Annotated in this window: 16 protein-coding genes; 9 read left to right on the top strand and 7 right to left on the bottom strand. The window is 73.4% G+C overall.

Annotated elements, in window-relative coordinates; translation table 11 throughout:
* Positions 1 to 177 precede the first annotated feature (177 nt).
* Positions 178 to 1,521 carry an MFS transporter gene (locus ACLJWH_RS25710; RefSeq protein ID WP_411144115.1) on the top strand — a complete coding sequence of 448 codons (1,344 nt, stop codon included), beginning with the start codon at positions 178 to 180 and terminating at the stop codon, positions 1,519 to 1,521.
* A gap of 292 nt (positions 1,522 to 1,813) precedes the next feature.
* Here the strand turns inward: ACLJWH_RS25710 and ACLJWH_RS25705 are convergent, their stop codons facing one another.
* The gene (locus ACLJWH_RS25705) at positions 1,814 to 4,639 is read right to left on the bottom strand and encodes a penicillin acylase family protein (RefSeq protein ID WP_411144114.1); all 2,826 of its coding nucleotides are present in this window, start codon (positions 4,637 to 4,639) and stop codon (positions 1,814 to 1,816) included.
* 262 nt (positions 4,640 to 4,901) lie between these two features.
* On the opposite strand from ACLJWH_RS25705, the gene ACLJWH_RS25700 reads away from it, so the two are divergent.
* Positions 4,902 to 5,528 (top strand): hypothetical protein, encoded by a 627-nt coding sequence (locus ACLJWH_RS25700; RefSeq protein WP_411144113.1) that lies wholly within the window; start codon positions 4,902 to 4,904, stop codon positions 5,526 to 5,528.
* A 340-nt stretch (positions 5,529 to 5,868) separates the two neighbouring features.
* On the top strand, positions 5,869 to 7,308 hold the full coding sequence (locus ACLJWH_RS25695) for an amidase (protein WP_411144112.1): 1,440 nt from the start codon (positions 5,869 to 5,871) through the stop codon (positions 7,306 to 7,308).
* 36 nt (positions 7,309 to 7,344) lie between these two features.
* Here ACLJWH_RS25695 and soxR read toward each other — a convergent pair whose 3' ends face one another.
* Complete coding sequence (gene soxR, locus ACLJWH_RS25690; RefSeq protein WP_411144111.1) at positions 7,345 to 7,986, bottom strand: redox-sensitive transcriptional activator SoxR; 642 nt, start codon at positions 7,984 to 7,986, stop codon at positions 7,345 to 7,347.
* Positions 7,987 to 8,310: 324 nt separating this feature from the next.
* Here soxR and ACLJWH_RS25685 point away from each other — a divergent pair, with 324 nt between their 5' ends.
* Complete coding sequence (locus ACLJWH_RS25685) at positions 8,311 to 8,772, top strand: MaoC family dehydratase (protein WP_411144110.1); 462 nt, start codon at positions 8,311 to 8,313, stop codon at positions 8,770 to 8,772.
* Positions 8,773 to 8,845: 73 nt separating this feature from the next.
* Here ACLJWH_RS25685 and ACLJWH_RS25680 read toward each other — a convergent pair whose 3' ends face one another.
* Both ACLJWH_RS25680 and ACLJWH_RS25675 read right to left on the bottom strand, forming a co-directional pair.
* Complete coding sequence (locus ACLJWH_RS25680; protein WP_411144109.1) at positions 8,846 to 9,475, bottom strand: TetR/AcrR family transcriptional regulator; 630 nt, start codon at positions 9,473 to 9,475, stop codon at positions 8,846 to 8,848.
* A 151-nt stretch (positions 9,476 to 9,626) separates the two neighbouring features.
* Positions 9,627 to 10,787, bottom strand: a complete 1,161-nt coding sequence (locus ACLJWH_RS25675) for an acyl-CoA dehydrogenase family protein (RefSeq protein ID WP_411144108.1) — start codon at positions 10,785 to 10,787, stop codon at positions 9,627 to 9,629.
* A gap of 137 nt (positions 10,788 to 10,924) precedes the next feature.
* Here ACLJWH_RS25675 and ACLJWH_RS25670 point away from each other — a divergent pair, with 137 nt between their 5' ends.
* A complete protein-coding gene (locus tag ACLJWH_RS25670; protein WP_411144107.1) occupies positions 10,925 to 11,587 on the top strand; it encodes a TetR/AcrR family transcriptional regulator in 663 nt (220 codons plus the stop codon).
* A gap of 149 nt (positions 11,588 to 11,736) precedes the next feature.
* Positions 11,737 to 12,852, top strand: a complete 1,116-nt coding sequence (locus tag ACLJWH_RS25665) for an urea transporter (RefSeq protein WP_411144106.1) — start codon at positions 11,737 to 11,739, stop codon at positions 12,850 to 12,852.
* A 103-nt stretch (positions 12,853 to 12,955) separates the two neighbouring features.
* Here the strand turns inward: ACLJWH_RS25665 and ACLJWH_RS25660 are convergent, their stop codons facing one another.
* A complete protein-coding gene (locus ACLJWH_RS25660) occupies positions 12,956 to 14,038 on the bottom strand; it encodes a Zn-dependent alcohol dehydrogenase (protein WP_411144105.1) in 1,083 nt (360 codons plus the stop codon).
* A 102-nt stretch (positions 14,039 to 14,140) separates the two neighbouring features.
* Entirely contained in the window at positions 14,141 to 15,535 is a 1,395-nt protein-coding gene (locus ACLJWH_RS25655; RefSeq protein WP_411144104.1) for an aldehyde dehydrogenase family protein, read from the bottom strand.
* 536 nt (positions 15,536 to 16,071) lie between these two features.
* On the opposite strand from ACLJWH_RS25655, the gene hmgA reads away from it, so the two are divergent.
* Together hmgA and ACLJWH_RS25645 are read left to right on the top strand one after the other, a co-directional pair.
* Positions 16,072 to 17,406 carry a homogentisate 1,2-dioxygenase gene (hmgA, locus tag ACLJWH_RS25650; protein ID WP_411144103.1) on the top strand — a complete coding sequence of 445 codons (1,335 nt, stop codon included), beginning with the start codon at positions 16,072 to 16,074 and terminating at the stop codon, positions 17,404 to 17,406.
* A gap of 16 nt (positions 17,407 to 17,422) precedes the next feature.
* On the top strand, positions 17,423 to 18,172 hold the full coding sequence (locus ACLJWH_RS25645) for a GntR family transcriptional regulator (RefSeq protein ID WP_411144102.1): 750 nt from the start codon (positions 17,423 to 17,425) through the stop codon (positions 18,170 to 18,172).
* Between the two features lie 62 nt (positions 18,173 to 18,234).
* Here the strand turns inward: ACLJWH_RS25645 and ACLJWH_RS25640 are convergent, their stop codons facing one another.
* A complete protein-coding gene (locus tag ACLJWH_RS25640; RefSeq protein ID WP_411144101.1) occupies positions 18,235 to 19,596 on the bottom strand; it encodes an MFS transporter in 1,362 nt (453 codons plus the stop codon).
* Positions 19,597 to 19,817: 221 nt separating this feature from the next.
* Between ACLJWH_RS25640 and ACLJWH_RS25635 the strand changes: the two genes are divergently transcribed.
* Positions 19,818 to 21,062, top strand: coding sequence for a type ISP restriction/modification enzyme (locus ACLJWH_RS25635; RefSeq protein ID WP_411144100.1), 1,245 nt, complete (start codon positions 19,818 to 19,820; stop codon positions 21,060 to 21,062).
* Positions 21,063 to 21,485 lie beyond the last annotated feature (423 nt).

The raw sequence follows: 21,485 nt of genomic DNA, 5'->3' as shown, positions 1-21,485 counted from the left end.
AAGCCGCGGAAGTGACATACAAGGATCAATGGTGATGTGACTTGCGTCACCGCGGGAGAAGGGCGGGTGGGGCGCCAACTTCACCGGTACGCCCCCGCCTTCATCCCTGTCTCAACAACCGAGACAGCCCATCCCATGTATTGACTGCCTCCCGGGCCCGGCGTGAGAGTGCGGCTCGTGCAGAGTGACGCGACATCAGCAACGACATCAGCGACGACATCAGGACCGTCATCGGCGGCGGCGGGTGGATCGGGCTCCGGAGAGAGCCTGCGGCGGGTCGCGGTGGCCTCGTTCATCGGGACGGCCATCGAGTTCTACGACTTCTACATCTACGGGACGGCTGCCGCGCTCGTTCTCAATCAGGCGTTCTTCCCGACGCTCGACCCGGTGACCGCCACCCTCGCGTCGTTCTCGACGTATGCGGTGGCGTTCGTGGCCCGACCGCTCGGTTCGGTGGTCTTCGGGCACTTCGGTGACCGGGTGGGGCGCAAGTCGGTGCTGGTCGCCTCGCTGCTGCTGATGGGGCTGTCCACGGCCTGCGTCGGGCTGCTGCCGGGCTATGGCACGCTCGGCATCTGGGCGCCGCTGCTGCTGATCCTGCTGCGCTTCCTCCAAGGCATCGGGCTGGGCGGCGAATGGGGCGGGGCCGCCCTGCTGGCGGTCGAGCACGCCCCGAAGAAGCGCCGCGGGCTGTACGCCGCGTTCCCGCAACTCGGGCCGTCCGTCGGCTTCTTCGCGGCGACCGGGGTGTTCTGGCTGCTCTCCGCGGTGCTGGACGACGGGGCGTTCCGCTCCTGGGGCTGGCGGGTGCCGTTCCTGCTGTCGTTCGTGCTGGTCGGCGTCGGGCTGTTCGTCCGGCTGAAGATCAGTGAGACGCCGGTCTTCGCGAAGGTGATGGACGCCCAGGAGGCGAGCAGGGTCCCCACGCTGGACGTGCTGCGGCGGCATCCTCGCGAACTGCTGCTGGGGGCCGGCGGCATGATCATCGCGTACGGCCTCTTCTACACCGCGACGACCTACTGCCTCTCCTACGCCACCGGCACCCTCGGCATCTCGCGCGACACCATGCTGGGCCTCTCGCTCGTCGCCTGCCTCTTCCTCGCGGCCGGCACCTGGCTCGCCGCCACCCGTTCCGACGGCTCCGGCCGCCGCAAGCTGATCCTCGCCGGGTGCGGGCTCGCGGTGGTCTGGGGGCTGGTCCTCTTCCCGCTGCTGGACACCGGGCAGCCCGTGCTGATCGCCCTCGGGGTCGGCGGCGCGCTGTTCTGCATGGGGGTGGTGTACGGCCCGATGGGGGCCTATCTGCCGGAGTTGTTCGGTACGACGGTGCGCTACTCGGGCGCCTCGCTGGCGTACAACCTGGGCGGCGTCCTGGGCGGTGCGGTGGCGCCGCTGGTCGCCACCCGGCTCCAGTCGGCGTTCGGCTCCGCGTCGGTGGGCTGGTACGTCAGCGCGATGGCGGTCGTCTCGCTGCTCTGTGTGCTGGCGCTGCCGGAGACGCGGGAGCGCGAGCTGGCCTGAGGGCGGGCGCGGCTCCGGTGGCCGCGGCGGACGGCAGCGGTCACTCGCGACCCGTCGCCCCGCCCCGGGCTGCCGGTGTGCTGTCGGCGGCCTGTCAGTAGCGTACGCGACAGTGGGACATGGCCGAATCCCGGCCGCTGTCCGGCCGACCGGCCCCCGTCCGCCCGCGCCCCGGCCCCGGGCGGGTGCCCGGGGCCGGTCTGTGCGGGACGGCACCGGCCGCTCGACGTCCACCGGTGTCACCAGTGCTGCCGGTGCTGCCGGTGGTGTCCGCGCCCGCCGCGTGACGCGCTCATCTGTGTGACGGGAATTCCACGACCTGCTGATAGGTCGGCCGGTTCTGCCAGCTGATGGTGGCGTGGGTCAGACCGCCCACCGCGCGCTGGACGATGGAGTCCGCGCACCACTGGTCGCCGGCCTTGCAGGTGTCGTCACCGGGGTAGACCTGCTCGGCCGTCTGCCCGTTCGCCTGCTGCAACGTCGCCAGCAGGGTGTCGCGGCAGGCCGGCAGCTCGCCGTTGCCGCAGTATTTCTCGGCGAGCGGGCCCTCGGCCTTGTCGCCCAGTACCGCGCGCAGGTCCTTGTCCGCGTAGCTCCACCAGCCGTACTGGAACGCCGATCCGGCGTGTGCCCCGGTGGGGCCGTGGCCGGCCGACGGTGACTCGTCGATGGCGAGGTTGGCGCCCAGCGCGCGGTAGAGGTCGTCGCCCAGACCCGGTGCGAAGACACCCTCGATCAGCCGCGGCCACCAGGCGTCCATCAGCCGTACGGCGTCGGAGTGGGCGTAGCTGTGCGAGCCCGCGGTGGTCTCGCGGCGCTGCGCGCCGTCCTTGCGCCATGCCTCCAGCTGCTGGACGGCGGTGTTCAGCTTGGGGTCGGTGACCGGCTCGCTGCGCAGCACGCGCAGGAGTTCGGGCAGTACGTCCTCGCCGCGCAGATCGGTGACGGCGGCCTCGGACATCGCCCGGGTCAGCGCCGCCCGGGTCACCCCGCCGCCCCGGGTCAGCGCGCGCACCCGGTCGTCCAGGAGGTTGGCGCGGTGCACCGAGCCGTTGCCGAACCCGGCCGAGTCGTAGTCCTTGGCCTGTTTGTTGTTCCAGGAGATGTAGTAGTCCTGGTTCACCGACTGCGGATGCTGGGCGGGCGGGGTGTAGTCGGTGGTGTTGGTCCTGGGGTCGTAGCCCCGCCACTCGTACGCCGGGTCGGCCTTGACGGGCAGCGCCGGGTCGACGTCCGGGTTGCGGACGGGGTTGAGGCCGCTGTTGTAGTACGCGATGTCGCGGGAGTCGGCGTAGAACCAGTTGAAGGCGTAGCCGATGTGCTGGGCGGCCTGCTGGAAGGTCGCGGCGTCGCGGACGTAGGACGGGTCGTTGAGCATCTGGAAGCCGATGATGGAGTCGGCCTCGTGGCGGTAGGTGGAGCGCTGCGCCGTGTACGCGACGGGCTTGCCGTCGATGGTGGCGCGATGGGTGACGATCCCGTAGTTCGTCCGGAGGACCTGCATGCGGTAGGAGCCGGCGGCCGTCGGGTCGGCGATGGTGGGGTGCCAGGCGTTGGTGTGCTCCAGCTTCTCCATGGGGACGCACTCGCCGCGGTAGCGGTAGGACGTGGCGTCCTTGGCGGGCGCGGAGCCGTCCGCGTTGCACAGGTCGACGGCGTAGGTGTCGGTGATGTCCTGGCCGGCGGAGGTGGCGCTCCAGGCGTAGTCCTGGCCGCGGCCGAGCTGGACGTACATCCCGACGCCCGCGAAGGAGGCGCCGCGGGCGCTGATGCCCGGTCCCTGGATCTCCTGGAGCATCAGCAGCTGGGGCGCGAAGTAGCCGGTCTGCGGCCCGAAGACGGCGACCGGGTGGCCGCCGGCGGTGTGCTTGCCGGAGACGAGCAGCGCGTTGGACATCCCGCGGTGCTGGGTCGGGTCGAAGCTGCCCTTGGGCAGCACCCCGTCCTTGAACATCCCCTCCAGTTTGCGGTACTTCTCCGGCGCCTTGACCGGGTTCCGGGGTAGTTCCTTGCCCTTGACGGCGGCCGCTCCCTGGCGGTCGAAGACCAGCGGTTCCGGGGTGACCGAGCCGCGGTCGGGCAGCGCGGTGCCCTTGGCCCTGGCCGGTTTGACGGCGTACGGGAAGCTGCTGCCGTCGTGCAGGGTCTTCGCGGCCTCCGGGTCGTTGCGCTCGCGGAAGGACTCCCAGACCCTGGTGCCCTGTTCGACGCCGTACTTCTGCTGGGCGGAGAGCAGTGCGAGGGCCGCGGGGACCTCGCCGCCGCCGCCGTTGCCGAAGAGGCCGCCGACGACGGAGGCCAGCGCTATCAGGTCGGTGAGTTCGAAGGGCTTGATCTCGCCGGCGTTGGTGATGGCGTCCACATGGCCGGTCAGTACGTACTCGCCGGGGAAATAGCGGCCGTTCTTGGACTGTTCGCGGTAGGCGTTGATGCCGTCCACGTACGCCTGGGCGTCGTCCATGGCCTGTTTGCCGCGGGCCCCGTTGGTGTCCCGGATGTTCTCGACCTGGGCTTGCAGATCGGCTTCGGTGTACGGGGCCTGTGGCCAGAACTGCTGCTCCAGGCCCTGGTTGGCGAGCGCGCCGCCCGCGAAGGAGGTCAGTTCGCCGCGTCCGATGTGCCGGAAGAGGTCCATCAGCCAGAGCCGGTCCTGGCCCGCGGCGTAGCCGGCGCCGAATTCGGTGCCGTATCGGGTGGTGCCCTTGATGTGCGGGACGCCGGTCTTCTTGTCGCGGGTGATGGTCACGTCGTCGCGCGGCGTGGTGACCTTGGCTATCTGGTCCTTGGGGACGCCGAAGGAGGCGTCGTTGAAGAACTGGGTGAGGGTGTCGTCGGTGAGCGACTGATAGCCGCTCGCCAGCGCGCCGTACGGGGCGAGCTGGTCGGTGGTGTGCTCGGGATGGGTGCCGAACAGTTTGTTGCCGAGGATCTCCGCCAGCGTCGCGTTGCCGCTGGCACCCGGCGGCAGGATGTCGGCGCACTGGCCCTGGCAGTAGTCGTCGGCATCGTTCGGCCCGGTGGCCGCGGCCGCGGTGGGGGGTGGGGCCAAGACCATGGCACCCAGGGCGAACAGGGCTGCCGCGGCGGCAGTCCTGAGCCTTCCGGTACGTCGTCGCATGCCTGCTCCTCAGGAGGCGGGTGGGCCGGAGGTTACCGCCGGTTACTCGGCACCGGAAGATGAACAGCCGTCACCTTTTCCCACCCCCCGCGCAAGCCCGGCCACTGGCCGAAGGCCCGGCATTGACGCCGGTGGCGGCACTGACGACGATGACGGCGCTGGACACCTCGCACAAACCGCACAAAAATTCGATGGATCCAGGTGGCGGCCGGGTACGTCCATTCCCTGTCACATCGGGTCCTCCCCACGGAGGTGGGATGACATGGCCGGTTTCAGAGCTCTCGCAGAACAGGTCCGCAATCCGCGACTCGCCGCAGCCCAGCGGCGTACCGCCCTGCGCAAGTGCCTCGAACGCTTCGCCCCGTACGGGCACCGGGCGACCTGGCACCATCTCTGCACCCGGGCGGGCATCGCGGCCCAGGACCGCGAACCGGACCCGGAGCGGCTGGTGGCCGCCCTCGCCGAACTGGAGGAGGCCCGCGCCCTGTGGCTGTCGTACGAGGCGGAGTTCGCGGCCCGGCGCCGGCGGGAGAAGCACGACGGCATCCGGCAGCCCGATGCCACCGCCGACTGGCACCGGCGCACCTGGGGCGGCCGTGACATCGTGTCGTGCGAGTCACCGCAGCGGCATCCGACGGCCCGCCTGGCGGTGGTGCTGCGCAGCATGATCGTGGCGATGGAATCGGGGCGGCCGCGCCGGGACTGCCCGGTGTGCGGCGGGACGCGGTTCGCCTGGCGCCCGGAGCCGGCGGGCCGGCCGGCGGACCGCACGGTGCTCGGGCCGGTCTGCGCGGGGTGCGGTGTGGTGGCCCCGGCGTCCGTGCTGACGTCCGAGGCACTGACGGCCGCGGCGCGGGGCGGCGGTGCGCGGGTGTACACAGCGGCCTGAGCCGGGACCGCGGAACGTACGGCCCAGGGCCTTGTCAGACCCCTCTGTCATAATCTTCACATGTGTCAGATCCGTATCAACGAGCCCTGGACGGCGGCCGGTTGCGGGGCAGCGCCGAGGCCACCGACCGCACTCGCGATACCGCGCGCCGGTGGCGGTGACGGGGGCCCTGTGGCATCGGCGTCGACACCGGCATCGGCATCGAGGCGCCCGGCCGGAGAGGGAATCGGCAGCAGCTCGCCCAGGACCTGACACACGCGTTCCCGGGCCGACCGACGTCGGCCCGGCCGCCCACCCGGCATCAGGGCCGCGCGGGCACCGTACGAGAGGGTGGACGTCCATGGCCGAACTGCACGATCTGACCGCGCTCGAACAAGCCGCCGCGATCCGGTCCGGGGAGCTCTCCCCCGTCGAACTCACCGAGCACTACCTGGCGCGCATCGACCGGCTGGACGACACGCTCGGCGCCTTCCTGACCCGCACCCCGGACCTCGCCCGCAAACAGGCCGCGGAGGCCGAGAGCGCGGCCGCCGCCGCCCGCCGGGAAGGCCGCGAACTCCCGCCGCTGCACGGCATCCCCGTCCCGGTCAAGGACCTCAACAACGTCGCCGGGGTCCGCTGCACGCTGGGCTCGCGGACGCTGGCCGAGCGCGTCCCGACCGTCGACGACCACGTGGTCGGCAAGCTGCGGCAGGCCGGCACGGTCCTGCTCGGCAAGACCAACACCCCTGAGTTCGGGCTCTCCTGTCACACCGAGAACGACCTCACACCGCCCGCCCGTACCCCCTGGGACCTGACGCGCTCGGCGGGCGGTTCGAGCGGCGGGTCGGGCGCGGCGGTCGCCGGCGGCCTGGCGCCCCTGGCGCATGCGAGCGACGGCGGCGGCTCGGTCCGGATCCCGGCGTCGGTCTGCGGGCTGTACGGCATCAAGCCGAGCCGCGGCCGGGTCAGTACCGGCCCGCTGCACGACATCACGGGTATGAGCTCCTCGGGACCGCTGGCTCGTACGGTCGCCGACGCGGCCACACTGCTGGACGTCCTGGCGGGGCCGATGCCCGGCGATCCGTACACGGCGCCCGCGCTGCCGCCCGGGGAGACGTTCGCCGCGTACGCCCGCCGCGATCCGGGGCGGCTGCGGATCGGTGTTCTCACCGCCCCGCCCATACCCGGCATCGAGGTACATCCGGACTGCCACGCCGCCGTCGCGGAGACCGCGGCCCTGCTGTCCGGACTGGGCCACCGGACCGAGGAGGCGTCCCTGCCGGCCGACGACTCCATCCGCCAGGCCGTCACCCGTGTCTGGGCGATCATCGCCGGCCGGAGTCCGGTGCCGCCGGAGGGCGAGGATCTGCTGCTGCCGCTCACCCGCTATCTGCGCGAGTGCGCCGCCGAGGTCTCCGGCACGGAGTTCGCGGCGGCGCTGTTCGCGTTCCGGGTGCTCGGCCAGAGCATCGCCGACGACCTGATGCCGCCGGACACCGGCTACGACGTGCTCCTCTCGCCGACGCTGGCCACTCCGCCGCTGCCGGTCGGCGGGCTGCGCAACGACGCGGATCCGGAGGCCGAGTTCGCCTCCCTCATCGCGTTCACCCCCTTCACCACGGTCTACAACGCCACCGGCCAGCCGTCGGTCAGCGTCCCGGTGCACTGGAACGCCGAGGGGCTGCCGATCGGCGTGATGCTGACCGGCCGGTACGGCGCGGACGCCCTGCTGGTCTCGCTCTCCGCCCAGCTGGAGCAGGCCCGCCCGTGGGCCGGGCGCCGGCCTGACGTCTGGTGACGGGGCCGCCGCATCCTCCCGGACTGCGCCCTCCGGTCAGGGAGTGGCGGGGCCGGGGACGGCACAGCCGCCGGTGCCCCGCGCGCCGTCGGCGGGCCGGGCCGTGCCGCACCCTCGCCCGTCCGGTGTCCGCCGCTCGTCCGCGGCCGCCCGCCCGTCCGGTGTCCGCCGCCCGGCGCCGTCGTCCTTGTCCGCCGCCGGACCCGACGGGTCCTTGGCCCGCCGGTCGACCCGCAGCCGCCGCGCGCCGGGGCCCTGTTCGCCGAGTTCGTCGTACGGGTTGGACAGCGCGCACTTCTCCAGCGACAGACAGCCGCAGCCGATGCAGTCGGTCAGCCGGTCCCGCAACTCGACGAGCTGGCCGATCCGTTCGTCCAGCTCGGCACGCCAGACCTCGGAGAGCCTGGCCCAGTCGTCGCGGTTGGGGGTCCGCTCGTCCGGCAGCTCCGTCAGCGCGTCCCGGATCACCGCGAGCGGAATCCCGACCCGCTGCGCGGCCCGTACGAAGGCGACCCGGCGCAGCGCGTCACGGGTGTAGCGGCGCTGGTTGCCGGCCGTGCGGGTGCTGCTGATCAGCCCCTTGGACTCGTAGAAATGCAGCGCCGAGACGGCCGCGCCGCTCCGCGCGGAGAGCTGGCCGACGGTGAGTTCATGGACCTTGTAGGGAAGCTGGGGCACGGGTTCCACCCTAAGGTCTGTCCCGTCATACCTGGCGGGCGCGCGACGACAGCTACGGCACCTCGCCGCGTTGCCGGAGCGTCCACCAACATCCAGTAGACGGATGCTCCTCCGCCTTGCGATGCACCGCATCCGACGCCGCGCGCTGACCCACCAGGTATGACGGGTCAGCCCTTGATAGCGGGGATCCACGCATACGTTGACAGCCGGTGGGGGCACTCAGCATGCTGAGCAAGCGCTCAGTCAGCGCCGGGCAGCGGCATACGGCGACGGCGTTCAGCGACGGCGACAGGCGCGCACGGATCCCTGAGGAGGCAGACGGAGATGGCAGAGCCCCGAGTGTTCGGATCGCTCGACGAGCTGCGGGCCGCGGTCGGCGAGGACCTGGGCACCAGCGACTGGCTGGAGATCGACCAGCAGCGGATCGACCTGTTCGCGGAGGCCACCGGCGACCACCAGTGGATCCATGTCGATCCGGAGCGGGCCGCCGCCGGTCCCTTCGGGACGACCATCGCGCACGGCTATCTGACGCTGTCGCTGCTGCCCGCGCTCGTCCCGCAGCTGATGCGGGTCGACAACGTCACGATGGGCATCAACTACGGCGTGAACAAGGTGCGTTTCCCCGCCACCGTCCCGGTCGGCTCGCGGCTGCGCGCCTCGGCCAGGATCGCGGAAGTGACCGAGGTGCCGGACGGCGTCCAGGTCGCGACGACGGTGACGGTCGAGCGGGAGGGCGGCGGCAAGCCGGTCTGCGTCGCGGAGACGGTCAGCCGCTTCTACCTCTGACACCGGCCGGCCGACGGGCCGGGGCCGCTTCAGCCGCGACGCCCCGGCCCGCCGAGCCCGCCCGGCCCGTACCTCATACCGTCTCCGCGCCGACCATGCGCAGCACCAGACCGGCGTAGAGTGCGCCGACCTCGTCGGGGGTGCGCGGGCCGTCCGCGGAGAACCACCGGGCGACGTCCACGCACAGGGAGAGCACCGCGAGGGTGGTGCCGGGCACGTCGTCGGCCCGGAACTCCCCGGTGTCCGCGCCGTCCTGGATGATCTGGCGCAGCGCCCGGTCGGTCCGGCGGCGCAGACCGGTGATCTCGGCGTAGTGCTCCGGGCCCAGCGCCTGGAGTTCGTACTGGATGACCCGGGCGGTGGTGTGGTGCTCGGCGTGCCAGCTGGCGAAGCCGCGTACGGCGTCACCGAGCCGCTCGGTGGCAGTGCCCCCGGCCGCGGCGGCGGCGCCCATGATGCGCAGCGCCTGCTCGTGGCCGATGCCGCTGATGCGGTAGAGGAGTTCTTCCTTGGTCTTGTAGTGGATGTAGAGCGCGGCGGGGCTCATCCCCGCCCGGCCGGCGATATCGCGGGTGGTGGTGGCGTGGTATCCGCGCTCGGCGAACGCCTCGACGGCCGCGCTGACCAGCCGCCGCGCGGCGTCCGGGGTCACATCGGCCCACTCCTCGCGGCCCCCTGCCGCCCGCTCCGCCTCCGTACCCATCGCGCACCCCGCTCTTCGCTCCTCGGCCCGCCAGGGACAGCCCGCTGCCGGATCGAACACCATACCGTGCACTGAGCAAGCGCTTAGCGAGCTGTCGGTGCGCGCCGGGGAAGGGGGCCGGAATCGGGTGAACGGCGGCCCGGCGGCCGGGTCAGAAGGCGGAGACGCCGGTCAGCGCGCGGCCGATGACCAGTTTCTGGATCTGACTGGTGCCCTCGTACAGGGTCATCACCCGGGCGTCCCGCACCAGCTTGCCGACGGGGTACTCGTCGATGTAGCCGTAACCGCCGAAGACCTGGAGGGCGTTGTTGGCGGCCCGCACGGCGGCTTCGGAGGCGAACAGTTTGGCCTTGGACGCCTCGGTGGCGAACGGCTCGCCGCGGTCGATCAGATCGGCGACCCGCCAGGTCAGCAGGCGCGCGGCGTCCACGTCCACGGCGATATCGCTGATCAGCTCCTGCACCAGCTGATGTCCGGCGACGGGCTTGCCGAACTGCTCGCGCCGGGCCGCGTAGCCGAGGGCGGCGTCCAGGGCGGCCTGGGCGATGCCCACACAGCCGGCGGCGACCGACATCCGGCCCTTGGCCAGCGCGGACATCGCGACCGGGAACCCCTTGCCCGCGGGCCCCAGCAGGGCGCTCTCCGGCACCCGGACACCGTCCAGGAACAGTTCCGCGGTGGCCTGGCCGCGCAGCCCCAGCTTGCCGTGGATCTCGCGGCGCTCCAGCCCGGGGCTGTCGGCCGGGACGAGGAAGGCGCTGATGCCCCGGTGGCCGGGCTCCTCGCCGGTGCGGGCGAAGAGCAGCACGACATCGGCCCAGGTGCCGTTGGTGATGAACATCTTGCTGCCGTCGATGATCCAGTCCCCGCCGGAGCCGCCGTCGCGACGGGCCCGGGTCGTGAGGGCGGCCGCGTCCGAGCCGGTACCCGGTTCGGTGAGGCCGAAGCAGCCGAGGGCGCCGCCGGAGGTGAGCGACGGCAGCCACCGGCGCTTCTGCCGTTCGTCGCCCCAGGCCGCGATGGTCTTGGCGACCAGGCCGAGGGAGACCGAGACGATGCCGCGCACCGCGGAGTCGCCGCGGCCCAGCTCCTCGGTCACCAGGGCGTACGAGAGGTGGTCGCCGCCGGAGCCGCCGTACTCCTCGGGGACGGTGAGCCCGAGGAAGCCGAGGTCGCCCAGTTTTCGCACGATGCCGCGGTCGACCTCCTCGGCGCGGTCCCAGGCCGTGACATGCGGGGTGATCTCCCGGTCGGTGAAGTCCTTGGCGAGCTGCCGCACGGCGGCCTGCTCCTCGCTGAGTTCCAGGTTCATCGGGGCCCCTTGTGGACGACGGCGGTGCGGTGCGGTGGTACACGGCGTGACGAGGTGGTGCGAGGCAGCGTGTTCGCCGGTGCGCCCATTAAATTAGCGCTGCTAGTTTTCGCTGGGCAGCCTCTACTATGTGCGTCATGGCCCGACCCCGCAAGCCCCTGCTGAGCCGCGAGCGCATCGTCACCACGGCGCTGGCGCTCATCGACGCGGAAGGGCTGCCGGCGCTCTCCACCCGGCGCCTCGCGGCGGAGCTGGGCGTGAGCGGGCCGTCCCTCTACAACCACTTCACGACCAAGGACGAGATCCTCGACGCGGTCGCCGACACGGTCATCGCGCACGTCGACGTCTCGGCCTTCGAGGGGGGCGCGGACTGGCGGGCCGGGCTGCTGGACTGGGCCCGCTCCTACCGCGCGGCGCTCGCCGCGCATCCCCACATCGTGCCGTTCCTCGCCCAGGGCCCCGGCCGCCGGCCGGCCGGCCTGAAGATGGCCGACGCGGCGTTCGGCGGCATGGTCGAGGCCGGCTGGCCGCCCGCGCAGGCGACCCGGATCTGCGCGATGATCCGCTACTTCGTCGCGGGCTCCGCGCTGGGCTCGTTCGCCCGCGGTTTCGTGGACGACCCGAGCGCCTACGATCCGGCCGACTACCCGCACCTGGGCCAGGCCCATCTGCTGGCGGAGCATCAGCGCCGGGTGGACGAGGGGGCGTTCGAAGCCGGTCTGCGCGCCCTGGTGGACGGGCTCGCGCTGCACCACCCGGAACTCGTACCGCCGCACGGCCGGGGCGCGCCGTCGCAGTGACGCCCGCCCCGTGGTGCCCGGCCCCGCCGGCCCCCGGAATCCAGCGATCCGCATTCCCGGGCGACACCTCTTGCCTGCACTCCAATCAGTAGATGTAAAGTGCATCCGTCCCTGACCAGCAGGGACCTGACGCGTGGTACGGAGGCGGCGTGCGCGAACTCGGCACAGCCCATGACAACCGGTTCACGGCGCGTGGCGCGCGCTTCGCCGTCCAGGTCCTGCGCGGCCAGGCCCAGGTCGACTTCCTGCCGAGCGCGCTGACCGGTCTGGTGTTCGCCGTCGCGCTGTTCGCGTCGGGCTGGGAGTACGGCCTCTACGGGCTGGCCGGCACCGCCGTCGGTACCGCCACCGCCGCCCTGCTGGGCGTGGACCGGGACCGGGTCACCTCGGGGCTCGAAGGGTTCAACGCCTGTCTGGTATCGGTCGGCTTCGCGGTGTTCCTCGGCGCCGATCAGGTCTCCACCGTGGTGCTGGCCCTCGCCGGCAGCGCGGTGGTCACGATCGTCACCGGCGGCACGGCGCGCATCATGGCCACCTGGGAGCTGCCGACCTTCACGCTGCCGTTCTGCCTGATGGCGAGCGCGATGACGATCGCCGCGCCCGGATTCGAGCGGGTCTGGCACCACAGTGCCGGGCTGGCCGAGCTGACCCGCCCCGCGGGCGGGTCCACCGCGCTCGGCTGGACCGATCTGTGGCACGCCTTCTTCGCCAACTTCGGCGAGATCTTCTTCATGCCGCAGTGGTACGTCGGCCTGATCTTCCTGGCCGGCATCTTCCTCGCCAGCCGCCGGGTGGGTGTGATGGCCTGCCTCGGCAGCGCCGTCGGCATCCTCACCGCCTGGGCCCTCGGCGCGCCCGCCGAGCAGATCGCCTCGGGCACGATGGGCTACAACGCGGTGCTGGTCGCGATGGGGCTGTGCGGGGTCTTCCTCGTCGCGGACGCCTGGAGCCTGGGGTACGCGCTGGTCGGCGCGGCCGCCGCGACCGCCCTGACGTCGGCGATGGGCGCTCTCTTCGCCCCGTCCGGCGGCCACACCTTCACCTGGCCGTTCGTCCTCGTCGCGGCGGTCTTCCTGGCCGCGGCCCCGGCCTTCCCCCGGCTGCGCCGGGTGGGCGCGGCCGACCCGGCGGACACCGCGGCGGACACCCCGCACCACGCCGCCGAGGCCGGCGCCCCGGGCGAGGACACCTCGGCTCCCGGCAGCACGGAACCGGACCGGGCCGCCGGCCGGCCGCGGCACCGGCCGACCGTCCCGGCCTCGTAGCCCGTCCGGCCCGCCCGGCTCCCCGTCCGGCCCGTCCCGCTCCCCGTTGCCGCCGTCCGAGAACGGCCGGATCTCACCTTCCGCACACGATCGGCTCGTGACCTCAGAAGACGATCAGCGCGCGCCCGCCCCGGCCCGCCAGCATCGCCTCGAACGCGGCCGGGATGCCCTCCAGCCCGATGCGGTCGGTGACCAGCGCGCCGAGATCGAACGCGCCGGAGCGGACATGTCCGGCGATCACCGGGAGGTCCCGCGCGGGGTCGCTGTTGCCGTAGACGCAGCCGGAGAGCGTACGGCCGAAGTAGAAGAGCTCCAGCGCGTGGAAGGTCACCTGCTGCTCCTGGCCGCCGATCCCGACGACGGTGGTGCGTCCGCCGCGCCGGGTGGACGACCAGGCCGTCCGGATCGTGTCGGCGCGGCCCACGCACTCCACCGCGACATCGACGCCGTGGCCGCCGGTGAGCTCGCGGACGCGCTTGGCGGTGCGGTCGCCGGAGAGCACGAACTCGGTGGCGCCGGCGGCGCGGGCCAGCTCCTCCTTCTCCGGTGAGACGTCCACCGCCACGATCGGGCCCGCCCCCGCGATCCGCGCCGCCTGGAGCGTGGCCAGCCCGACCCCGCCGGCCCCGTAGACCGCGACGGACTCCCCCGCCCGCACCCGGGCGCTGTGGTGGACCGCGCCCCAGCCGGTGAGCACCGCGCAGCCGAGCAGTGCCGCGTCGGTGAGCGGCACCCCGGCGGGCAGCGGCAGCACGGCGTGCGCGGGCACCACGGTCTCCTCGGCGAAGGCGGCGGTGCCCACGCCGGGGTAGAGCGCGCTGCCGTCGGCGGCGAGGGTGGCGTACGGAACGTTCGCGGCGGCCCCGGAGCGGTCGCACAGCCAGGGCTCCGCCAGCCCGCAGAAGTGGCAGTCGCCGCAGGCCGGTGCCCAGTTGAGGACGACCTGGTCGCCGGGGGCCACCGTCGCCACCTCCGGGCCGACGGCGGTGACGGTGCCCGCACCCTCGTGACCGAGGACGGCCGGGGCGGGCTGGCGCAGGGTGCCGTTGGACAGCGACAGATCCGAGTGGCAGACACCGGCGGCGGCGAGGCGGACGCGGACCTGGCCGGGCCCCGGCTCCGGCAGTTCGATCTCGGCGATCCGGAGCGGGGCATTGACGGCGGGCAGTACGACGGCGCGGACCACGGAAGGGATCTCCTCGGTGTGGCGGACGGAAGGGTGACGAACGGCGCGGAAGGGCTGGGCGCGGGCGGGGCAGGCGCGCCCTCCCGCCCGCGCCCGCCCCGCTCAGAACTGGAGCGACTTGGTCTGTAGGTACTCGGTCAGGCCGTGCCGGCCCAGCTCGCGGCCGACCCCGGACTGCTTGTAACCGCCGAACGGGGCGAGGGGGTTGAAGCCGCCGCCGTTGATGTCGACCTGCCCGGCGTCCAGCCGGCGGGCGAAGGCGACCGCCGTGGCCTCGTCACCGGCCCAGACCGCGCCCGCGAGTCCGTAGACGGTGCCGTTGGCGATCCGGGCGGCGTCCGCCTCGTCCTCGTACCGCAGGAGTGACAGCACCGGGCCGAAGATCTCCTCCTGGGCGATGGTCATCTCCGGGGTGACCTCCGCGAAGACGGTCGGGGTGACGTAGTAGCCCGCCTCCAGGGGCGCCTGCGGGCCGCCCGCCACGATCTTCGCGCCCTCGGCGACGCCCTGCTCGATGTAGCCGCGCACCCGGTCCCGCTGCCGGGCGCTGACGAGCGGGCCGATCCGCTCCCCGGGGACGTACTTGGCGGCGGCGGTGGCGGCGAGTTCGACGGCCTCGGCGTACTGGTCGGTGTGGACCAGCATCCGGGTCCACGCGCTGCACGTCTGGCCGGAGTTGGCCATCACGTTGGCGACGCCGACGGCCACCGCCCTGGCGAGATCCGCGCCGGGCAGGATGACATTGGCGGATTTGCCGCCGAGTTCCAGGGCCACCCGCTTGACGGCGGCGCCCGCGATCGCGCCGATCTTCTTGCCGACGGCCGTCGAGCCGGTGAAGGAGACCAGGTCCACGCCCGGGTGCTCGGCGAGCGCCTGCCCGGCGACCGGGCCGAGGCCGGTGACGAGGTTGAAGACACCGGCCGGGATCCCGGCCGCGTCCACGCACTCGGCGAACAGCTGGGCCACCAGCGGGGTGTCCTCGGCGGGCTTGAGCACGACCGTGCAGCCCGCCGCGAGCGCCGGGGCGACCTTGGCGACGATCTGGTGCAGCGGGTAGTTCCAGGGCGTGATCGCGCCCACCACGCCGACCGGTTCGTGCAGCACGGTGGAGTTGCCGATCCGCTCCTCGAAGGGGTAAGAGGCGGCCAGTTCCGCGTACGAGCCGCAGACCGCGACCGGCATCCCGACCTGCACCTTCGTGCTGAACGCGAGGGGCGCGCCCAGTTCGGCGGTGACGGTCTCGGCCAGCTCCTCGCCGCGCGCCGCGAGCTGGTCGCGCAGCGCGGTCAGCCGGGCGGCGCGCTCGGCCGGCGCGGTGGCGGCCCAGCCCGGCAGGGCGGCGCGGGCGGCCCGTACGGCGGCGTCCACATCCGGTGCGGAACCGGCCGGGACGGCGGCGATGACCCGCCCGTCGGCCGGGTTGACGACATCGATCGTGCCGCTCCCCTCGGCGGGCCGCCAGGTTCCGTCGATGTACATCGCGTCATGCTGCTTCACGTCGTGGTCCTCCCGGGGCCGCTGTGGTCGAGCGTCCCCAAACTAGCACCGGTAGTTTTCCGTCGCCGGAAACCTCGGCAATTCCCTCGGCCCGCCCGGAGGCGGGGTGTCGGGCGCCTTCCGCACGGCCCGGCGTCTCGCCCGCCGGGCCCCGGCGACATCTCTCTCCCTCCCCCGGACGGCACCGCCGTACCCACGAACCGCCGGCCCTCCCGCCGCCGGCCCCACGGCCGCTTCTTCGCCCCGGCGGCTCCCGCCCCGGCGGCTCCCACGGCGGCCGACGGATGCCGAAGGCGGTGCGCGGCCGGCCGCGGCCCGGCGCCGCCCGCTTCCCCCGGGGCCGCCGCCCGCCCCTTTCCCGCCCGGCGGCGGGTCGGCGGGCCGGTGCGGTGCGGGCGGCGCACAGTGGACCGGACCGGCCAGGAGCGGGAGTGGGGCACGGCGATCCGGCCACGGCGGCCGGGAGTTTCCGTTGACGGACCCCGGCAGCAATCCTAAGGTCCTCCATAGGATTCCTTGAGCGGCGGGAGCGCGCGATGACAGGCACGGGCAACGAGCGGGCGGGGAAGACGGCCGAGGGGCCGGCGTACTCCCCGGGATTCGGCAACGAGCACAGTTCGGAGGCGGTGCCCGGCGCGCTGCCCCTGGGCCGCAACTCCCCGCAGCGCGCCCCGCTGGGCCTGTACGCGGAGCAGCTCAGCGGCAGCGCGTTCACCGAGCCGCGCGGCCACAACCGCCGCTCCTGGCTCTACCGCATCCGCCCCTCGGCCGCGCACCCGCCGTTCGTCCGTGCCGGGCAGGGCGCGCTCCGCTCGGCGCCGTTCACCGACTGCGTCCCCGACCCCAACCGGCTGCGCTGGAACCCGCTCCCCGAGCCGGCCGGTCCGGTCGACTTCCTGGACGGTCTGTGGACGCTGGGCGGCAACGGCGACGCCACCCAGCGCACCGGGATGGCCGTCCACCTCTACTACGCCAACGACTCGATGTCCGAGCGGGTGTTCAGCGACGCGGACGGCGAGCTGCTGATCGTGCCGGAGCACGGCGGGCTGCTGCTGCGCACCGAGTTCGGCCTGCTGCGGGCCCTGCCGGGCGAGGTGGCGCTGATTCCGCGCGGGGTGCGCTTCCGCGTCGAGCTGTTGGACGCGACCGCCCGCGGCTATGTCTGCGAGAACTACGGCCGGCCCTTCCAGCTCCCCGATCTCGGCCCGATCGGCGCCAACGGCCTGGCCAACGCCCGGGACTTCCGCGCCCCGGTCGCCGCCTACGAGGACATCGAGGGCCCGTTCGAGGTCGTCAACAAGTTCTGCGGGCACCTCTGGAAGGCGGTCTACGACCACTCGCCGCTGGATGTCGTCGCCTGGCACGGCAACCACGTCCCGTACGTCTACGACCTGCACCGCTTCAACGTCATCGGGTCGATCAGCTACGACCACCCGGACCCGTCAATCTTCACCGTCCTCACCTCCCCGTCGGACACCCCGGGGCTGGCGGGTGTGGACTTCGTGGTCTTCGCGCCGCGCTGGCTGGTCGGCGAGGACACCTTCCGGCCGCCGTACTTCCACCGCAACGTGATGACCGAGTACATGGGGCTGATCGAGGGCGCCTACGACGCGAAGACGGCCGGTCCGGGGGGCTTCGTACCGGGCGGCGGTTCACTGCACAACATGATGTCGGCGCACGGCCCCGACCGGGAGACCTTCGATCGCGCCAGTGCGGCCGAGCTGGCACCGCAGAAGATCACGGACGGTCTGGCCTTCATGTTCGAGACCCGCTGGCCGCTGACGCTCACCGAGCAGGCCCGTGACGCCGGACACCTGCAACACGGCTATGACGACGTATGGCAGGGTCTCCAGCGCCACTTCCGCCCGTGACTCCGGGGACCCCTCTGTGACGACCTTCGCTCCCGACTCGCTCGCCCTGAACCGCAAGCTGCCGCTGTGGTACCAGGTTTCGCAGTCACTGCGCGCCTCCATACTGGGCCGCTCCCCCGAGGCCCCGCTGCGGCTGCCCACCGAGGAGACGCTCGCCACGCACTACGGCGTGAGCGTGCTGACCATGCGCCAGGCCCTCAAGGAACTGGAGACCGAGGGGCTGATCAGCCGGCACCGGCGCCGCGGCACCTTCATCGAACCGGACGCGCGGCGCGGCGCTCCGGTGCGGCTGCTCGGTTCCGTGGACGCGATCGTGGCCCAGCAGTCCGGGATGAGCAGCGTCCTGCTGGCGCACGGGAGCTGCGCCCCGCCGACCGAGCTGGCCGAGTACTTCCCGGGCTGCCCGGAGGTCGCCCGCTTCCGCCGGCTGCGCAGCGACGAGAAGACCGGCGAGCCGACCAACCACGCGTGCAACTACGTACGGCCCGACGTCGCCGCCCGTATCGACCCGGCGGATCTGGCGCGCTGGCCGATGACGAAGGTGCTGCGGGACGCGGTGGGCGTGCGGATCAGCCGGATCACCGACACCGTCGAGGCGCGGCTGGCCGATCCGGAGACCGCCCGGCTGCTCCAGGTCCCGCTGGTCAGCCCGATCCTGCACCACACGGGCATCACCTACGACGAGGAGGGCCGGGTGGTCGACGTGGCCCGTATCCACTACCGCGGCGACCGTTTCTCCTTCACGGTCACCCTGGACGCGCACTGAGGGCGGCCGGCGCGGACGGCACACCGGACGGGGGCCGGGCCGCCGCGCCGGCCGCACCCGGTTCAGATGCGCTCCAGGCTCCGGCCCGTGCTGCGCGGCCCCAGCAGCACCACGTCCAGGCACAGCAGCACCATCAGCACCGCGGAACCGGCGAAGACCGCGACCGCTCCGAAGCGGGCCAGCACCGCCAGCGCGAGGAACGGCAGCACCACCGAGGTGAGCCTGGAGAGCGAGTAGGCGATCCCGATGGCGCTGCTGCGCACGCCGGTCGGGAAGATCTCGGTCTGGTAGACGTGGAAGGTGTTGGAGAAGACGTTGCTGCACAGCGTCAGCGCGAAGCCGGAGCCGACGATGAGCCAGGGGGCGTCGGCGAGACCGAAGACGAGGCCGCAGGCGGCGATGGCGAGCGCCGCGGCGGCGATCAGCGTACGGCGCTCGATCCGGTCGATGAGCGGGACGGACAGCGCCGAGCCGATCGGATAGCCGCAGAAGCTCAGCGCCGCGTAGAGCAGCGAATCGGTGACGGTGTGTCCCTTCGCCGTGAGCACCACCGGCGCCAGCGACCCGAAGCCGTAGTAGCCGACGGTCTGGAGCACCTGGAAGACGCACCACATGACGGTGCGCCGCCGGTGGTCGCCGCGGAGCAGCGCGCCGAGCGGCACCTTCCGCTCCGGCGGGGTCCCGGCCGCCGGGACCAGCGGCAGGCTGCCGCCGGTCTCGTGCGCCACCCTCGCCTCGATGTCCGCCACGATCCGCTCGGCCTCGGCCTCGCGCCCCTGCACCATCAGCCAGCGGGGCGACTCGGGTAACTGACGCCGTATCAGCTGGAGGAAACCGGCCCCCAGCCCGCCCGCCACCAGCAGCCAGCGCCAGCCGTCGACGCCCAGCAGCTGATGCGCGGCCACCAGCCGGGCGCCGAGCAGTGCGACGACCGGTACGCCGAGGAAGCCGAAGGTGTACGCCCAGGCGATGTAGCGGCCGCGTACCGCGCGCGGCAGGAACTCCGCGAGATAGGTGTCCACCAGGACGAGTTCGGCGCCGAGCCCGATCCCCGACAGGAAGCGCAGCGCGAGCAGCCACGGCAGATTCGGGGCGAAGGCGCAGAGCAGCGAGCACCCTGCGTACGCGCCCAGGTTCACCAGGAACATCCGGCGCCGCCCCACCCGGTCGGCGAGCACCGACAGCACGTTCGCGCCGACGAACATGCCGAGGAACGCGGCGGCGATCACCCAGGCTCTGGCGGTGTGACCGAGCTGCCACCGTTCGGCGAGGGCGGCCCCGAGCACCCCGCCGAGGAAGACCTCGTACAGGTCGAAGAAGGAGCCGATGCCGACGATGAGGGTGATCTTGCGGTGCCACCGGGACACCGGCAGCCGGTCGAGCCGGGCGGCGGTGAACGCGCCGGCGACAGTGGTGTCCGTCAAGTCGGTCCCCCCTGGGCAGGTCCCGGCGCGCGGGGCGCGGTGGCGTGCGCAGCGCGCTCGCCGGGCGTACGGCGAGGACCGTACTCCGCCAAGATCGGACCCGGTAGACCGCCGTCGCACGCCCGTCCCCGGACGCCCGTGGCCGGTGCCGGGCCCGGCCACGGTGTCCGGCCGGTGGATACGATGCCGGGGTCAACCGAACGGTCCGGGAGGGGCTCCGCGTGACGGCGAAGCAGGACGCGCCACGGCTGTCCGATCTGCTGCCGTGGTCCGTGGCGCCACTGCGGCCCGGCCGTTCCTGGGTCATGGGGCCGGACCCGGCGGTACTGCGGGCCCGTTGGAACGCCCTGGCGGGCGCCGCGGACCCGGCGGCCCGCGAGCGGCTGTTCCGGCCGTCCCGGGCCCGGACCCTGCACTCCGCCGTCGGGCAGCTGCCCGGACAGCCGACGCCCACCGGGCGGCTGTCCCGGGCGGCGGGACCGTGCCCCGAGCCGGTGCGGCTGCTGCACGGCCCCTTCGACCAGCAGTGGCTGCTGCCCGACCACCGGCTGCTCGACACCGCGCGGCCGGAGCTGTGGCGGGTGGCCGGCGCCCGGCAGCTGTTCGCGGTCGCATGGGGTCCGGCGCCGCAGCTCCCGGGCCCCGCGGTGGTGTGCTCCGCGGTGCTGCCGGACGGGCGTTCGCCGGCCGGCCGCCCGGGGCGGATCCATCCGCTCTACCGGCGGCCGGGCGGCCGGGAGCCGAATCTCGCGCCGGGCCTGCGGGCGCTCCTCACCCGGCGGCTCGGCCGCCCGGCCGCGCCCACGGACGTCCTCGCCTGGATCACCGCGAGCGCCCGCCACTCCCCCGACGGCTGCCTGGTGCCGCTCACCGCCGACCCCGCGGTCTGGGACGCCGGTGTCGCGCTCGGCGAGCGGCTGCTGTGGCTGCACACCCGGGGCGCGTACGCACCCGGTGGCGGCCCCGGCGGCGAACGGCCGCGGCTGCCGGGCGGCCGCCGCCCGTACGTGCGGGCCGCACTGCCCTCCCGCGGCCTGCCGGGGACCCTCGCGTACGACCCGGCCGAGGAGGCGCTGCTGCTCGGCAGTGGCCGGATCTCACCGGTTCCACCCGGTGCCTGGGAGTTCCACGCGGGCGGGGTCCGTGTCCTGACGTCGTGGTTCGAGCAGCGCACCGCCGCGGGCCCGGAACCGGCCGAGGCCGGTTCGCTGGCCGCGCTGCGCCCCGCGGCGTGGCCGCAGGAGTGGACCTCGGAGCTGCTCGAACTGATCACGGTGCTGGCGCTGCTGGCCGAACTGGAGCCGCGCCGGGAGGAGCTGGCGCGCCGGACGGCGGACGGGCCCCGGCTGGACGCGGCCGGGCTACGGGCCGCCGGCGTCCTTCCGCCGCCTCCCACCGCGCGCCGCCCGGCGTCCGTGCTCGACCATCACGAGGAGGGCCCGGAGGGGCAGTTCACCCTGCTGTGAGGCGCTGGCGGCCCGGGGAGGTACGGCCCCGGGGTGCGCGGCCGTACGGCGCCCGGCGCCACGGCCGGGCGGCGGGCCGGGGAACTGCTCGCGCCGCGCGCCGGCTGAGGCCGCGGACCGGCCGTCGCGTGGCCCGCTCCGGCGGGACGCACCGCCGACCGGACCGGGCCACGGGCCTGCGCACCGATCCGCCGGCGCGCTTCCTGGACGAGCCGGCCACCGGTCCGGCCCCGGGTCACGCGGCGCACGGCCGGAAACGCAGGAAAACCACCCGTCACAACAGGACGGGTGGTGCGGATGGGGCGCCGACCGGGTGGGACGGGCGGCGGAACGGGCCGTGCGCCGTACGACGGGCGGGGATTCCTGCCCCGGCGAACACACCGACGCGCTGCCGACGCCCCGGGCCTGACGAGCGGTCGGATC

It is taken from the genome of Streptomyces sp. x-80 (assembly GCF_046549095.1).
Taxonomy (GTDB): Bacteria; Actinomycetota; Actinomycetes; order Streptomycetales; family Streptomycetaceae; genus Streptomyces; species Streptomyces celluloflavus.
Note: the sequence above shows the minus strand (reverse complement) of the source record. Positions and strands in the feature narration are given on the sequence as shown.